Below are 14,068 nucleotides of genomic sequence, written 5' to 3'. Positions count from 1 at the left end.
ACCGGCCGGGGCCCTATGGAGACATGAATGCAGCGTCCAGAGTTGCCGGCAGGCCTGCCGGACGGAATCGAGGAGAAGAAGGCAGCCGCGAAGGCCTGGTTCGAGGAACTGCGCGACCGCATCTGCGACACCTTCGAAAAGATCGAGGACGATCTGACGGGACCGCAGTCGGGCTGGTCGCCCGGCCGCTTCGAGCGCACGCCGTGGGAGCGCGACGGCGGCAAGGGTGGCGGCGGTGTGATGTCGATGATGTATGGCCGCGTCTTCGAGAAGGTCGGCGTGCATGTCTCCACGGTTCACGGCGAATTCTCGCCGGAGTTCCGCAGCCAGATCCCGGGGGCGGAGGAAGACCCGCGCTTCTGGGCTTCGGGCATTTCGCTGATCGCGCACCCGCAGAACCCCAACGTGCCGGCGGTTCACATGAACACGCGCATGGTGGTGACGACCCGTCAGTGGTTCGGCGGCGGCGCCGACCTGACCCCCATGCTCGATCGGCGGCGCGTCCAGGAAGACCCGGATACGATGGCCTTTCACAAGTCGATGAAGTTCATCTGCGACAAGCATGCCGCGGTCGCCGACCATCAGAAATTCAAGGCGTGGTGCGACGAGTATTTCTTCCTGCCCCATCGCAATGAGGCGCGCGGCGTTGGCGGCATCTTCTACGATTGGCTGAAAAGCCCGGAAGAAAAGGGTGGCTGGGATGCCGATTTCCGCTTCACGCAGGATGTCGGCCGCACCTTCCAGATCGTCTACAACCACATCGTCCGGCGCAATTTCAACGACAACTGGACCGAGGCCGACCGCGAGGAGCAACTCATACGGCGCGGCCGCTATGTCGAGTTCAACCTGCTCTATGATCGCGGCACAATCTTCGGCCTCAAGACCGGCGGCAATGTCGACTCGATCCTGTCGAGCCTGCCGCCGGAAGTGAAGTGGCCCTAGATTAAGGCACGCACTCGGCGTCATCCCGGCCGACCGAGCGTAGCGAGGAAGAGCCGGGATCCATTGGTCCGGAAATCGTGTGGCGCGGCCCTCTTCCGGAGGTGGTGCGCAGCCATTGCCGTGAGTCGTGCATGTGGTTGCCGCCGCGCGAACCCGCGACCCGGCCGTGCTGATCAATGGGTCCCGGATAGCCTCGCTGCGCTCCGGCTTCCGGGATGACATGGAGAGGCAGCGGCGCTTCCCTTGGCCGGGATGACACGGTGGTTGCAATGTCAGCAACCGCCTTCAACCAGCCTCCGTGGCAGCGATGCGTGTCCGATGGGCAGGTCGCCCAGTTCGGCCTGGCTCATGCCCCTGAGCGCGGGATGAGCAAGAGGGTCCATCCGCCACTGTTCGGTCTCGGAGAGGTCGCAGCGATGCAGGACCCGACTGGCAACGTTAAAGAGAAACTGGAGCATTTGAGCCTCCTGTGAACCTGATCTGGCGTCACAGTCTCATGGATAGCCAACGCCTGCTATGGAGTTTGCCTGCGGCTTGGTATAGATAATCTATATGAAAGAACTGAATCGGGTTCATCTCAACGGACTGCGCGCGCTGGAGGCGGTGGGGCGGATGGGGACGCTCCAGAAGGCCGCCGAGGAACTCGGCGTTTCAGTCGGGGCCGTCAGCCAGCAGGTGCTGAAGTCGGAAGCCCAGCTTGGCCGAACGGTCTTCGACCGGTCCGGACGCGGCCTTGCGCCGACGGAATTCGGCGCCGCGTTCCTCGCACGGCTGACCGCCGGCTTTCTTGCCCTCGATGAGGCCGTTGCGTCGTCCCGCAGTCATGCCGAATCGATCCTCACAATCTCGGTCGCTCCGGTCTTCGCGTCGAAATGGCTCGTACCCCGGCTCAACGCCTTTTCGAGGCTCGTACCCGACATCATCGTGCGCATCGATGCATCGACGACACTCATCAATCCGGACACGTCCGATGTCGACATCGCCATTCGTGTCGGGGACGGAACCTGGCCAGGCGTGAAGACGGACTATCTTCTGCCGCAGGAAGTGTTTCCCGTATGCGCGCCGGAACTCGCCGGGACGCTGCGCGAACCCCGCGACCTGCTGCATGCCCCGATCGTGCGCGATGCGCATTCGACGCTGAGCTGGAACGTGTGGCTGTCCAGATTCGGAATGGACGAAAGCCAGCTTGGCGACGGCCATTCCTTCACCGATGCGGCCCTGTGTCTCGATGCCTGCATCGCCGGACAGGGTGTCATGCTCGCCTGGCAGACGCTCGCCCACTATGCGCTGTCGGTCGGGCAGGTCGTTGCCCCCTTCCCCGAGCGCGCAACGACCGGCCTCGGCTATTATCTCGTGTCGTCCGCGACTCGCAGCGAACCGTCCAAGGTGACCCGGTTCCGCCGCTGGATTAAGTCCGAGATCGCCAAAGACTTCGAAACGAAACCTGCCGAACTGGCCGGAAAAACGAAAACGCCCCGCTGATGCATCGGCGCAACAGCGACCACCCAAGCATTTGAAACGACTCTGTTTTTGAAAAGCCCGAATGGGCCCAAACGTCCCTTTCAAGGCTGTTTTCGCCCGATCCGCGGCGAGGCCAGCATCTCACGCCAGATGACAGGCCGAAACAAATACGTTAGACATCATACCGGCTTGGGGAGAGGCGGACCGCTGGGGGGCGGCCGCCTTTCGGGCGCGGGCCGGCCGGCAGCGGTCGGACCCCGCCACATCCTCTGTTTACGGTAAAGTTTCTGTAAAACTTTAAAGATCAGGATCGCATCATGGCTCCTGCACGCACCCTCACGCTCGCCTCGATTCTGACCCTTGCGGCGACTACACTCTCCGTCCACGCAACGGAAGGGGTAGTGACAACCGCCATGCTGCAACAGGCAGCCGTATCGGTCGACGAGGTCATCCGGCTTCCCGCTTTCGTGCATCGCATGTTCCGTCCGGAGAAGCCGAGCGACCGCACCATTATCATGCTGCACGGCTCGGGCGGCGACGAGACGACGCTTGCCTCGCTCGCCTCGACCATCGCGCCTGACGCGACGTTGATCGGCGTTCGCGGGAGGGTCGTGCAGGATGGCGTCAAGCGCTGGTACAAACGCATCTCGCCGACGCAGTTCGACCAGGAGGACGTACGCAAGGAAGCAGCGGCGTTTGTCGATTTCCTGAAGGACATAGCCGCCGAGCAGAAGCTCGACCTGTCGAAGGTCACATTCCTCGGCTATTCCAATGGCGCGAACCTGATCGCTGCCCTGACACAGCTTTATCCGGGCATCGTGCGAAGCGCCGTTCTGCTTCGACCGATGCCGGTGCTGGGCGACACGCCGAAGGTCGACCTGTCGGATTCGCGATTTCTCACGATCGCCGGCGCGGACGACAAGCTGTATTCCCCTTTCGCACAGGCGCTCGAAAGCCAGTTGCTGAATTGCGGCGCAAGCGTCGACGCGCGCATGATCCATTCGGGTCACGCGATCGGCGAAGAAGATGCGAAGATCGCTGCCGAATGGCTGGGCAGCGCCTCGAAATAGGCGAACATTTCAGCAACCGGATACCGGCCTTCCGTGTTATCCTTTGGTACCGTGAGCAGACGGACAAGAAGGAGAAGAACGATGAAGGAATTTCATTGCGGCTCGCTCGTCCCCGGTTGCGACTGGCACACGCGACACCCGGAAGAAGCCGAGGTCATGCGCCGCGCGATCGAGCACATGCGTGAAACCCACGGCGAATCGACCATTCGCGAAACGATGGTCGAGGCAATCCGCTCGCGCATCGAGACGAAGCGCGACGCCGCCTGACTATTCATCAGCATTTCAAGACTTTGCGACGCACTTTTCGTGCGTCGCACCCGGGATTCTATAAGTTAAGTGCTGCACTGTGGGCTTAAGGCTGCCCATCACGCGCCCTATCGATGAGCTTTTCGCGATCCAACGAGAACCCGGAGTCGATCCAAGCGTCCTCGAGTGTGCGCAGCGTCACGCCGACACCAGGGCCCGGCTGTATGCCAAGCGCCGTCAGGTCGCTGCCCTTGAGGGGGAAAACCGGCCTTTGCCATGCATCGAGAAAGCGCAGCAGCCGCGCGTTCCCGCCTGCCTCTATCAGCGCGCCGTCATCCTGCGCTGCCCTTGCACGGGCCGAGGCCAGCGCCAGCCGTAGCCGGTCGCGCAACCCGCCCACATCGCCGCGATAGGCAACCTTCGCCATCGCCGCTTCACTGGTGGCGTGATGCACGGGGCTGGCCCCTGCCCAGGCGCCGAGCCGCTGCGCCTCAGCGTTCGACATCTTCAGGCGTTCGGCCATCGCCGACACACGCGCTTCGTCTGGCGGGATGATCGCCGCCAGCCGCAGCATGGGATCGGCCTGCCAACCAAGATCGCGTTCGGCAGCGACGAGGCCGTGGATCGCGTCAATGCCCCATTTCTCGCTTTCCGGCAGGATCGCGGTCAGAACGCCCGATTGACGCATCCACAACAGCGCGCGCGATGGATCAGGCGCGGCGAGAAGCTTCCTGAGCTCGCTCCACACCCGCTCCGCCGAAAGCCGCGCGAGGCCGTCCTTGAGCCGCGCGCAGGCGCGAATGCCGTCCGCATCCGGCCGCCCCGCGCCATACCAGGCAAAGAAGCGAAAAAAGCGCAGGATGCGAAGGTAGTCCTCGCGGATCCGCGTCTCCGCGTCACCGATGAAACGCAGCGTCCGCGTGTCCAGATCGGCCAACCCTCCGACCAGATCCACCACATCGCCCTGCGCGGTCGCGTAAAGTGCGTTGATGGTGAAATCGCGCCTTTCGGCATCGCGTTTCCAGTCGCGGCCGAAGACGACCCGCGCGCGCCGGCCATCTGTCTCCACGTCGTCGCGCAGCGTCGTCACCTCATAGGCGTGGCCGTCGGCGATGACGGTTATTGTGCCATGCTCCTTGCCTGTGGGCACGGTCTTGAATCCAGCCGCCACCGCACGACGCTCCGTTTCGTCCGGCACATTCGTCGTGGCGATGTCGATGTCCGTTACGGGTTGCCCCAGCAGCGTATTGCGGATCGCGCCGCCGGCCACGCGCGCCTCCTCGCCATCTTCGGACAGCACGGACAGCAACCGCTGCAGGCTTTCGTCACGCAACCAGCCAGCCCGGTCTGCGATCGATGCACCGCTCACGTGTAGAGCCTCTCGTAGAGCGTGCGGATGATACCCGCGGTCACGCCCCAGATATACCGCTCGCCGAAGGGCATCGTGTAGAAGAAGCGTTCCTTGTCCTGCCACATCCGGCTCTCGCGGTTGTGGTTGGCGGGGTTCATCAGGAAGGACAGCGGCACCTCGAAGGCGTCGTCCACCTCGTCTTCGTTGAGCGTGAGCAGGAAGCCCGGCTTCACCACCGAAAGCACCGGCGCGATGCGGAAACCGCTGCCCGACACATAATCCGGCATGCGCCCGACGACATCGATGAAATCCGTGCCGAGGCCGATTTCCTCTTCGGTTTCGCGCAATGCGGCAAATTCGGGTGTCGGGTCGGTCGGGTCGATGCGACCGCCCGGAAAGGCCACCTGGCCGGAATGGCTGCGCAGCTTCTCGGTGCGTTTGGTCAGGATGACGCTTGCCTCGTCGCCCCGGTCGACCACCGGAATGAGCACCGCCGCATCGCGAAGTTTGGCATTCGCGAACAGCACCTTGAGATCCGGGTTCAGGCTGTGGTCGCCATAGTCGGTGTCGTGGTGCGGCGCCTGCTCGCCAGCGGCGCGGCGGCGGAAATCCTCCGCCGAGAATGTCCCGATCGTCGAGGCGTCCATCGTCACGCGCTGAGCCTTTTCAGTGTGTCGGCCGGCATGATGGGGAACACCGCTCCCTTGGAGCGCACTGCGAACATCGTCCGTCCGTCGACATCGATTTCCTCACCGAGTTCCGCCAGCTCGTACATCACCGGCCGCGCGACCAGCGCTTCCAGCCGCCCGCGCACCAGAAGGTAGGGTTTCAGCCCGTCGGTTCCCTCCTCGTCGACGAAGCGGAGCGGATTGTCGGGGCCAGCCTCGACCACGTCGCCGACATTGGTGCGGAAGGTCAGCACCTGATCGCTCCCCTCACCACTTGCGTCAACCTCCACCGCCACGAAAGGCGCATCCTCGACGCGGATACCGACTTTCTCGACGGGCGTGACGAGATAGGTTTTGCCATCGTCGTCCTTGCGCAGCACGGTCGAAAAGAGCTGCACCAGCGGCATCCGGCCGATCGGCGTCCCGAGGTAGAACCACGTGCCGTCGCGCTTGATCTCCATGTCGAGATCGCCGCAGAAGGGCGGATTCCAGCGCTCGACCGGCGGAAGACCCTTTCCGGCCCGCGCGGCTCGCCCGATCAGCGCCTCCAGTCCGGCGGCGTCGGTGGCCTCGCCGAGGCCCGGAGCGTCATTATCTGTGCGTATAGCCATCGTCACGAAATAGTCACTGTTGTTCCGCTTGTCAGCCTTGTTGCGTGTTTTAAGTTTAACCAAGCCGCACCGCCAAGGGCGATGCCGAGTCGCAACTGACAAGGAACCGGACGCTTATGAGCGTGACGATCAAGGAACCCGCCCTCAGCGAGACCCAGATGGTTGCCCAGGCGGAGGCAGCGCTCGCAGACATTTCCAAGGTGCGCGACGCGGTCGGCAAGGTAATTTTCGGCCAGGAAAGCGTGGTCGAGCGAACGATGGTGGCCCTGCTCGCAGGCGGCCACGCGTTGCTCGTTGGCGTGCCCGGTCTGGCGAAGACCAAGCTGGTCGAGACGCTGGGCGTGGTGCTTGGCCTGGACGGCCGCCGCATCCAGTTCACCCCGGACCTGATGCCGTCCGACATCATCGGCTCGGAAGTGATGGATCAGGACGAAAAGGGCACCCGGTCCTTCCGTTTCATCCGCGGACCGATCTTCGCCCAACTCCTTATGGCCGACGAGATCAACCGCGCCTCGCCGCGCACGCAGTCGGCGCTGCTCCAGTCGATGCAGGAATACCACGTGACCGTGGCAGGCCAACGTCACGACCTGCCTGCTCCTTTCCACGTGCTCGCGACACAGAACCCGCTCGAGCAGGAAGGCACCTACCCGCTGCCGGAAGCGCAGCTCGACCGGTTCCTCATGCAGGTCGACATCCTCTACCCCGAGCTGGCCGCCGAGCGTCGCATCCTGCTGGAAACGACAGGCGTCGAGGATGCGACTGCCGAAAACGTTCTTTCGGCGACGCGTCTCCGGGAAATCCAGACGTTGATCCGCCGCATGCCGGTTCCTGAAAGCGTGGTGGAGGCGATCCTCTCGCTGGTGCGCTCCGCGCGACCGGGACAGGGCAATGCCGAGACCGACAAGCACGTTTCCTGGGGCCCCGGCCCACGTGCCAGCCAGGCCCTCACATTGTGCGCCCGCGCTCGCGCCCTCTTCGACGGACGGCTTGCCCCCTCCATCGACGACGTACGCGCGCTCGCCGAACCCGTGCTACAGCACCGCATGGCGCTTACCTTCGCGGCCCGCGCCGAAGGCATGAGCGTGCGCGACGTCGTGGCCAAGCTGGCGAAAGCGGCCGGCTGATGGCACGCGTCGGCGAGGCCGCACCCCCGGTCGCGGCTCGCGACGCCCTCGCCCGCGCCCGACTGCGCGCTTCGCTGGTGCCCGACCTGCTGGTCGAGGCCCGCCGCGTCGTCAACACTGTGATCGCCGGCTGGCACGGCCGCCGCAAGCGCGGCATCGGCGAGAATTTCTGGCAGTTCCGCCCCTATGTCGAAGGCGAGACGATGTCGCGCATCGACTGGCGGCGTTCCGCCCGCGACGACCATGTCTACGTCCGCGACAAGGAATGGGAGGCTGCTCACACCGTGTGGCTGTGGGCCGACCCCTCGCCGTCCATGCTCTACCAGTCGCGCGGCGCTTCGGTGTCCAAGGAATCGCGTGCGCTCGTCCTGATTCTGGCCTTGGCGGAGCTGCTCTCGCGCAGCGGCGAGCGCATCGCATGGCCGGGTCTCAGCGATCCGTTCACGGCGCGCAACGGCGCCGAACGGCTGGCCTCCTACCTGCTTCACGCCGGCGAGTTGCCTGCGCGGCCCAATCTTTCGCAGTTGCGCCGGTTCAGCGACATCGTCGTTGCCGGCGATTTTCTCGATCCGGTCGAAGAAACGTTTGAATGGCTCGATCCGCTGGCCCAGCGCGGCGTGCGCGCGCATCTGGTCGAGATCAGCGATCCGGCCGAAGAAAGCTTTCCCTATTCCGGCCGGACCGAATTCACCGATCCTGAAACCGGCCAGAAACTGACGGCCGGCCGCGCCGAAACGCTCGCGGAGGACTACCGCCGGCTCTACACGGCGCGCCGGCAGGAACTCGCAAGCCGCTGCGCCAAGCTCGGCTGGAGCTACACGGTCAATCATACGGATCGGCTCGCCTCGGACGCGCTGGTCAAGGTTCACATGGCGATGACCGCCGATGTCGGGCATGGAGGCCACTGATGGGTTGGCTCCCGATTTCGTTCGGCTTTCCCGCCATTCTGTTCGGGCTTCTCGCCCTGCCCGTGATCTGGTGGCTGCTGCGCCTGACGCCGCCGAAGCCGCAGACCGAGACCTTCCCGCCGCTGCGCATCCTCGCGCGTGTGATGCGCAAGGAGGAAACGCCGCACCAGAGCCCATGGTGGCTGACACTGCTGCGGCTGCTGATGGCGGCGCTGGTGATCTTCGCGCTCGCAGACCCGGTCTTCAACGCCCGCGAGGCAACGCCGGCAAGCGGTGGCGCGACCGCGATCGTGATCGACAATGGCTGGGCGAGCGCGCCCGACTGGGAGGTTCGCGTCGCCACCGCCGAGCGCCTGATCGAGGATGCCAACGATGCCGGGCAACCGGTCGTCCTCGCCTTCACCGCCGAGCAGACCAACACGGAGATCGGCCCGTTTGATGCCGCCACGGCACGTGAGCGGCTCGCGGCGGCAGAGCCCCGCCCGGTGCCGGTCGACCGGGCCGCAATGTTCACGCGCGTGTCGCAGGCGCTGGAGGCCGTCCCGGACGCGACCGTAGCCATGCTTTCGGATGGGCTCGCGACAGACGGCGATGAAGCCGCATTCCAAGCGCTGCTTGCAGGCAGCGCGGGCCAACTCGTCTGGATCGAACCGAACGAACTGGCCATGATCGGCGTACGCGAAAGCGACAACCTCGCCGACGCATTCACGTTCAGCGCCGTGCGCAGCACAACCGACGCGTTGCCACGCCAGGCGACAGCAGCCGCGTTCGACGATCGCGGCCGCCGCATCGCCGAGACGACACTGTCCTTCGGCGCCGGAGAAACCGAGGCACAGGGACAGTTTCGCGTGCCGTTCGAACTGCGCAACGACTTCGTTTCGATTGCCGTCGACGGGCAGAACCAGGCCGCGTCGGTCTATCTGCTCGATGAAAATTCCCGCAGGCGCCGCGTCGGCCTGATTTCGCAGGCCGAAGCCGACGCCGCGCAGCCGCTTCTGTCGCCGCTCTACTACATCCGCCGTGCGCTGGAGCCGTTTTCCGATCTGGTCGAGCCATCGAGCACCGACCTGAATGAGGCGATCCCGGAAATCCTCGAGCAACGCCCGGCCATGATCGTCATGGCCGATGTCGGCACGCTGCCCGATACGGCCCGCGAGCGCCTCGTCGAGTGGATGAACGAAGGCGGCACGCTCGTCCGCTTCGCCGGCTCGCGCCTCGCCGCCGCCGGCAATGACGAGGAACTGCTACCGGTCAGGCTGCGCACCGGCGAGCGCGCGCTGGGCGGCGCTCTTTCGTGGACCGAGCCTCAGCCGGTGACAGAGTTCCCGTCCACCGGGCCGTTCGCGGATCTAGCACCGCCGACCGAAGTGACCGTCTCGCGGCAGGTGTTGGCCGAGCCGACCGCCGACATCGTCGAGCGCACCTGGGCGAACCTTGCCGACGGCACACCATTGATAACGGGCGCGCCGCGCGGCGAAGGCACGCTGGTTCTGTTCCACGTCACGCCCGAGGCGACGTGGTCGAGCCTGCCGATCTCCGGTTCCTTTGTCGAGATTTTGCGCCGCATCGTGCAGCTTTCGCGAAACCAGGGCCGCATCGACGCATCCGGCGAGGGTGCCGCCGGCTCGCTCGCGCCCTACCGCATGATCGCCGCCGACGGCCAGCTTGTGCCGCCGGGACCCGAGGCACGGCCGCTGGAGCCCGGTCAACGGCCTGCCGTCACCATCGAGAATCCGCCCGGCTTCTACGGCACCGAAGAAGGCGTGGTCGCGCACAATCTGCTGACGCCCGATGCTACCTTCAGCCCCATCGAGCGCCCTGAGACCGGCCTGCCCGTCACCACCGCCGCCTATGCGTTCGACGAGGCTGTCGACCTGAAGGGCCCGCTGATCGCCGCCACGCTCGCCCTGATGCTGCTCGACACGCTGGCCGTCTTCTGGATGGGCGGAATGTTCGCGCGCCGGTCAGGTCTGCGGTCGGGTCCGGCCCAGACGGCTAGCCTTGTCGTAGCAGCGCTCGCAGGCGGCCTCATATTCCTCCCGACCATTGCCGACGCGCAGGATGCCCAGCCCGACGACGAGGCAGCAATCGCCGCGATCTCGCAGACGCGCATCGCCTATGTCGTCACCGGCAACGGGTCGGTGGACGCGGTCAGCCGCGCCGGCCTGCAGGGCCTGACGCGCTATCTGGTCGAGAAGACGGCGCTCGAACCCGCCGATCCGGCCGGTGTCGACATCGAGACCGACGAACTTGCCTTCTACCCGCTGATTTACTGGCCCATCGACGAAGGAGCGGCGATGCCTTCCGAGGCGGCGCTGGCGCGCGTCGACGCCTATATGCGCGAGGGTGGCACGGTGCTTTTCGACACACGCGACCAGTATACGAACGGGTTCGGTGCAAACGCCGCGAGCCCTTCCACGCGGCGGCTGCGCGATATCCTCGCAAACATGAACGTGCCACCGCTGGAGCCGGTGCCGCAGGACCACGTGCTGACCAAGACCTTCTTTATCATGCCGGATTTCCCCGGACGCTTCGCCGGTGGCCCGCTCTGGGTCGAGGCCTCGTTTGATGCAGCGAACCCCGACAACCGGCCGGTGCGCACCGGCGATGGCGTCTCGCCGATCATGATCACTGCCAACGATTTCGCTGGCGCCTGGGCGATCGACTCCTCCGGCGCACCCATGTTCCCGACCGTACCGGCGGACCCGATGCAGCGCGTCTATGCCTACCGGGCCGGCGTCAACATCATGATGTACATGCTCACCGGCAACTACAAATCCGATCAGGTGCATGTGCCGATCCTTCTCGAACGGCTGGGGCAGTGACGATGACCCTTTCCGCGCCCTGCTCTTTCGCGCCAGCCGATGATGCACAGGCGGGCACCGCATGAACTGGTCGCTCTCCTTCGAACCCCTGGTTACCTGGGGCTGGATGGCCGCCATCTTGCTGCCGGTCGCCGTGCTTGCCATCGTTGGCCTCGCGCTGCGACAGCGCGGAGCGTTGCTGCGGCTTGCCGCCTTTGCGGCGCTGGCCATCGCCTTGCTCAACCCTGTGCTGCTGGACGAGGAACGCGATCCGCTGCAAAGCGTCGTCGCCCTCGTGGTCGACCGCAGCCAGAGCCAGGACATCGGTGACCGCGCGGAGACGACGGAGGCCGCTGTCGAAACGTTGCAGGCGCGCCTTGCGCGTTTCCCGCAATTCGACGTGCGGGTGGTGGAGGCCGGGCGCGCAAGCGCTGCTGACGACCGCACGCAAACCCGGCTTTTCGGCGCTCTCGACAACGCATTCCGCGACGTGCCGCCGTCGCGGGTCGCTGGCGCGATCATGATCACCGACGGGCAGGTCCACGACGTGCCTGCGCAGGTCGATGAATCGGGTGCGCCGCTGCACGTGCTCGTCACCGGCGAAGAGGACGAGTTCGACCGCCGCATCCGGTTCGAGCGCGCGCCGCGCTTCGGCATCGTAGGGCGGCCGGTGGACCTGACCTACCGCGTCGTGACCACTGGGGACGAAGAAGGGCTGATCGACGTCCGGGTGCTGGTCAATGGCGAGATCGTTTCGGTGGAGCAGGCGATCATCGGCCAAGAAATGCCGCTGGAGCTGATCGTCCCGAACGCCGGCAAGAACATTGTCGAACTGGTCATCGACACGGCGCCTGGCGAGCTCACCGACACCAACAATCGTGCCATCGCCATGCTTGACGGCATTCGCGAAAACCTGCGCGTGCTGCTTGTCTCCGGCGAGCCGCATGCCGGCGAGCGCACCTGGCGGAATCTGCTCAAGTCCGACACTTCGGTCGACCTGATCCATTTCACCATCCTGCGCCCGCCGGAGAAGCAGGACGGAACGCCGATCAATGAACTCTCATTGATCGCCTTCCCGACGCGCGAGCTCTTCGTCGAGCGCATCAACGACTTCGACCTGATCATCTTCGACCGCTACCAGCACCGCGACGTGCTGCCGATCCTCTATTACGACTACATCGCCGAATATGTGGAAAATGGCGGCGCGCTGCTGATCGCAGCCGGCCCTGAATATGCCGGCAACCAGTCCATCGCGCGTACGCCGCTGATGTCTGCACTTCCCGCGATGCCCACCGGCACGGTTGTCGAGCAGGGCTTCTATCCGCGCCTGACGGACATCGGCCAGCGCCACCCTGTGACACGCGGGCTCGAGGGTTCAGCCGCTGAGCCGCCGCAATGGAGCCGCTGGTTCCGGCAGATCGACATCCAGTCCCCCGAGGGCGAGGTCGTCATGAACGGCGCCGGCGACCGCCCGCTGCTCGTGCTCAACCGGCGCGGCGAAGGACGCGTCGGCATGCTGTTGTCCGACCAGGGCTGGCTGTGGGCGCGCGGCTTCGAGGGCGGCGGCCCGCACGTATCGCTCTACCGGCGCATGGCGCACTGGCTAATGAAGGAGCCGGAGCTAGAGGAAGAGCGCCTCACCGCCTCCGGCCGCGGCATGACGCTCGACATCACCCGCCAGACCATGAGCGACGATCCGGGACCCGCGACGGTCGTCTCGCCGTCCGGCCAGTCGATCGACGTTACGCTTGAGCCGTCGACGCCGGGGCAGTTCACCGGCAGCGTCGAGACCGACGAGATCGGCCTCTACCAGATCGGCAATGGCGATCTGACGACGCTTGCCCATGTCGGCCCGGTCAACGCGCCGGAATTCCAGGATACGGTGTCGACGACCGAGGTGCTGCGGCCTGCTGCGGAAGCATCGGGCGGTAGCGTGAGGCGTCTGGCGGCAACGCTTGCCGGCGGCGTATCCGTGCCCAATGTCGTGCCGGTTCGCGCGGGCGGCGAGGCTTCGGGCCGCGACTGGATCGGCCTGCGCACCACCAATGACAGCGTGTTGCGCTCCGTTAGCCGCGTGCCGCTGTTCGCAGGCTTCTTCGGCCTCGCCCTGCTGCTGATGGCGCTGGGCGCGATGTGGTATCGGGAAGGAAGGTAAGTAATCAGGTGAGTAGGGCATTAAGGCAGTAGGCAGCCGGACATATTGCCCTACTGCCCTATTCCCTTATTCCACTACTCTGCCGCCTTCAGCCTCTTGCGCTCGACAGGCCCGCTGGCAGCGGCAGCGCCCGCATGCCCCACCTCCCCGGCAAACCCTGCCAGTGCACCCGGCTTCAGTTGCGCAGCCAGCAACCGCCTCGGATCGACCGGGCGCGGCATGATGAGCTGGCCGATCGGCACCACCACATCGAAGCCGAGAGGCGCATAATACGGCGCGTCGCCGACGAGGATGACGAGGCCCCAGCCATCCTTGCCTGCCGCCTCCAGCGCGATCGCGACAAGCTTCTTGCCGATGCCCAGATTCTTGTAGGCCGGCCGCACCGCCAGCGGCCCGAGCAGCAGTGCGGTGGCGCCACCGGCCGCGATCGGCGTCATGCGCACCGATGCTACGACCTTGCCGTCCACGAGCCCGACGAAGGACAGGTCGCGCCGGTGCGGCCCGCCCTCGCGGATCTTGTAGGCGGCGCGCGCGAAGCGACCCGGCCCGAAGGCTTCCGCGTTGATGTCTTCGATTTCGGGGTCGTGCGCGGCAAGTTCCTGCGCGTAGGCGACGTCAAGGCTCATGGTCGTATCCGGTTTGCAAGCGTGAGAACGGTTGATGCGGCAAGCGCCGCCAACGCCCCTGGGGGCGTTCAGCCAATTCGTCGTCGCTCGAAACGGATCGTG

Annotated in this window: 13 protein-coding genes; 8 read left to right on the top strand and 5 right to left on the bottom strand. The window is 65.4% G+C overall.

Annotated features, from left to right (window positions below; genetic code table 11):
• The first annotated feature begins 27 nt into the window (after positions 1-27).
• Positions 28-942 (top strand): oxygen-dependent coproporphyrinogen oxidase, encoded by a 915-nt coding sequence (hemF, locus tag V1479_RS17630; protein WP_368804099.1) that lies wholly within the window; start codon positions 28-30, stop codon positions 940-942.
• Between the two features lie 272 nt (positions 943-1,214).
• Here the strand turns inward: hemF and V1479_RS17625 are convergent, their stop codons facing one another.
• Positions 1,215-1,400, bottom strand: coding sequence for a hypothetical protein (locus V1479_RS17625; RefSeq protein WP_368804098.1), 186 nt, complete (start codon positions 1,398-1,400; stop codon positions 1,215-1,217).
• Between the two features lie 94 nt (positions 1,401-1,494).
• Here V1479_RS17625 and V1479_RS17620 point away from each other — a divergent pair, with 94 nt between their 5' ends.
• The 3 genes from V1479_RS17620 to V1479_RS17610 all read left to right on the top strand — a co-directional run bounded on the left by V1479_RS17620 (position 1,495) and on the right by V1479_RS17610 (position 3,740).
• Complete coding sequence (locus tag V1479_RS17620; RefSeq protein ID WP_368804097.1) at positions 1,495-2,424, top strand: LysR substrate-binding domain-containing protein; 930 nt, start codon at positions 1,495-1,497, stop codon at positions 2,422-2,424.
• 296 nt (positions 2,425-2,720) lie between these two features.
• Positions 2,721-3,473: an alpha/beta hydrolase gene (locus V1479_RS17615; protein WP_368804096.1), complete on the top strand. Its 753-nt coding sequence runs from the start codon at positions 2,721-2,723 to the stop codon at positions 3,471-3,473.
• A gap of 81 nt (positions 3,474-3,554) precedes the next feature.
• Positions 3,555-3,740 carry a DUF1059 domain-containing protein gene (locus V1479_RS17610; protein WP_173192751.1) on the top strand — a complete coding sequence of 62 codons (186 nt, stop codon included), beginning with the start codon at positions 3,555-3,557 and terminating at the stop codon, positions 3,738-3,740.
• An 85-nt stretch (positions 3,741-3,825) separates the two neighbouring features.
• On the opposite strand, the gene V1479_RS17605 is transcribed toward V1479_RS17610, so the two are convergent.
• Genes V1479_RS17605 through V1479_RS17595 form a run of 3 tightly spaced genes read right to left on the bottom strand, consistent with a single transcriptional unit; the run spans position 3,826 to position 6,349 of the window.
• Positions 3,826-5,088, bottom strand: coding sequence for a CCA tRNA nucleotidyltransferase (locus tag V1479_RS17605; RefSeq protein ID WP_368804095.1), 1,263 nt, complete (start codon positions 5,086-5,088; stop codon positions 3,826-3,828).
• A complete protein-coding gene (locus V1479_RS17600; RefSeq protein ID WP_368804574.1) occupies positions 5,085-5,717 on the bottom strand; it encodes a CoA pyrophosphatase in 633 nt (210 codons plus the stop codon). Before V1479_RS17600 ends, V1479_RS17605 begins: the two co-directional genes overlap by 4 nt.
• 2 nt (positions 5,718-5,719) lie before the next feature.
• Positions 5,720-6,349 (bottom strand): DUF1285 domain-containing protein, encoded by a 630-nt coding sequence (locus tag V1479_RS17595; RefSeq protein ID WP_368804094.1) that lies wholly within the window; start codon positions 6,347-6,349, stop codon positions 5,720-5,722.
• A gap of 116 nt (positions 6,350-6,465) precedes the next feature.
• Between V1479_RS17595 and V1479_RS17590 the strand changes: the two genes are divergently transcribed.
• The 4 genes from V1479_RS17590 (at position 6,466) to V1479_RS17575 (ending at position 13,340) form a co-directional block, all read left to right on the top strand.
• Positions 6,466-7,473: an AAA family ATPase gene (locus tag V1479_RS17590; protein ID WP_173192753.1), complete on the top strand. Its 1,008-nt coding sequence runs from the start codon at positions 6,466-6,468 to the stop codon at positions 7,471-7,473.
• Positions 7,473-8,381 carry a DUF58 domain-containing protein gene (locus V1479_RS17585; RefSeq protein WP_368804093.1) on the top strand — a complete coding sequence of 303 codons (909 nt, stop codon included), beginning with the start codon at positions 7,473-7,475 and terminating at the stop codon, positions 8,379-8,381. The genes V1479_RS17590 and V1479_RS17585 overlap by 1 nt, the downstream gene beginning before the upstream one ends.
• Positions 8,381-11,206 carry a DUF4159 domain-containing protein gene (locus V1479_RS17580; protein WP_368804092.1) on the top strand — a complete coding sequence of 942 codons (2,826 nt, stop codon included), beginning with the start codon at positions 8,381-8,383 and terminating at the stop codon, positions 11,204-11,206. The genes V1479_RS17585 and V1479_RS17580 overlap by 1 nt, the downstream gene beginning before the upstream one ends.
• Positions 11,207-11,267: 61 nt before the next feature.
• Entirely contained in the window at positions 11,268-13,340 is a 2,073-nt protein-coding gene (locus V1479_RS17575) for a hypothetical protein (protein WP_368804091.1), read from the top strand.
• Positions 13,341-13,414: 74 nt separating this feature from the next.
• Here the strand turns inward: V1479_RS17575 and V1479_RS17570 are convergent, their stop codons facing one another.
• The gene (locus tag V1479_RS17570; RefSeq protein ID WP_368804090.1) at positions 13,415-13,966 is read right to left on the bottom strand and encodes a GNAT family N-acetyltransferase; all 552 of its coding nucleotides are present in this window, start codon (positions 13,964-13,966) and stop codon (positions 13,415-13,417) included.
• Positions 13,967-14,068 lie beyond the last annotated feature (102 nt).

Source organism: Neoaquamicrobium sediminum, from assembly GCF_040970315.1.
Classification (GTDB): Bacteria; Pseudomonadota; Alphaproteobacteria; order Rhizobiales; family Rhizobiaceae; genus Aerobium; species Aerobium sediminum.
This window is presented reverse-complemented; position numbering and strand designations above follow the sequence as displayed.

What these genes read in the sequence shown, in the direction of transcription:
- hemF (WP_368804099.1), top strand. Translation starts at nt 28, where the DNA reads ATGCAGCGTCCAGAGTTGCCGGCAGGCCTGCCGGACGGAATCGAGGAG.
- V1479_RS17625 (WP_368804098.1), bottom strand. Translation starts at nt 1,400, where the DNA reads ATGCTCCAGTTTCTCTTTAACGTTGCCAGTCGGGTCCTGCATCGCTGC.
- V1479_RS17620 (WP_368804097.1), top strand. Translation starts at nt 1,495, where the DNA reads ATGAAAGAACTGAATCGGGTTCATCTCAACGGACTGCGCGCGCTGGAG.
- V1479_RS17615 (WP_368804096.1), top strand. Translation starts at nt 2,721, where the DNA reads ATGGCTCCTGCACGCACCCTCACGCTCGCCTCGATTCTGACCCTTGCG.
- V1479_RS17610 (WP_173192751.1), top strand. Translation starts at nt 3,555, where the DNA reads ATGAAGGAATTTCATTGCGGCTCGCTCGTCCCCGGTTGCGACTGGCAC.
- V1479_RS17600 (WP_368804574.1), bottom strand. Translation starts at nt 5,717, where the DNA reads ATGGACGCCTCGACGATCGGGACATTCTCGGCGGAGGATTTCCGCCGC.
- V1479_RS17595 (WP_368804094.1), bottom strand. Translation starts at nt 6,349, where the DNA reads ATGGCTATACGCACAGATAATGACGCTCCGGGCCTCGGCGAGGCCACC.
- V1479_RS17590 (WP_173192753.1), top strand. Translation starts at nt 6,466, where the DNA reads ATGAGCGTGACGATCAAGGAACCCGCCCTCAGCGAGACCCAGATGGTT.
- V1479_RS17585 (WP_368804093.1), top strand. Translation starts at nt 7,473, where the DNA reads ATGGCACGCGTCGGCGAGGCCGCACCCCCGGTCGCGGCTCGCGACGCC.
- V1479_RS17580 (WP_368804092.1), top strand. Translation starts at nt 8,381, where the DNA reads ATGGGTTGGCTCCCGATTTCGTTCGGCTTTCCCGCCATTCTGTTCGGG.
- V1479_RS17575 (WP_368804091.1), top strand. Translation starts at nt 11,268, where the DNA reads ATGAACTGGTCGCTCTCCTTCGAACCCCTGGTTACCTGGGGCTGGATG.
- V1479_RS17570 (WP_368804090.1), bottom strand. Translation starts at nt 13,966, where the DNA reads ATGAGCCTTGACGTCGCCTACGCGCAGGAACTTGCCGCGCACGACCCC.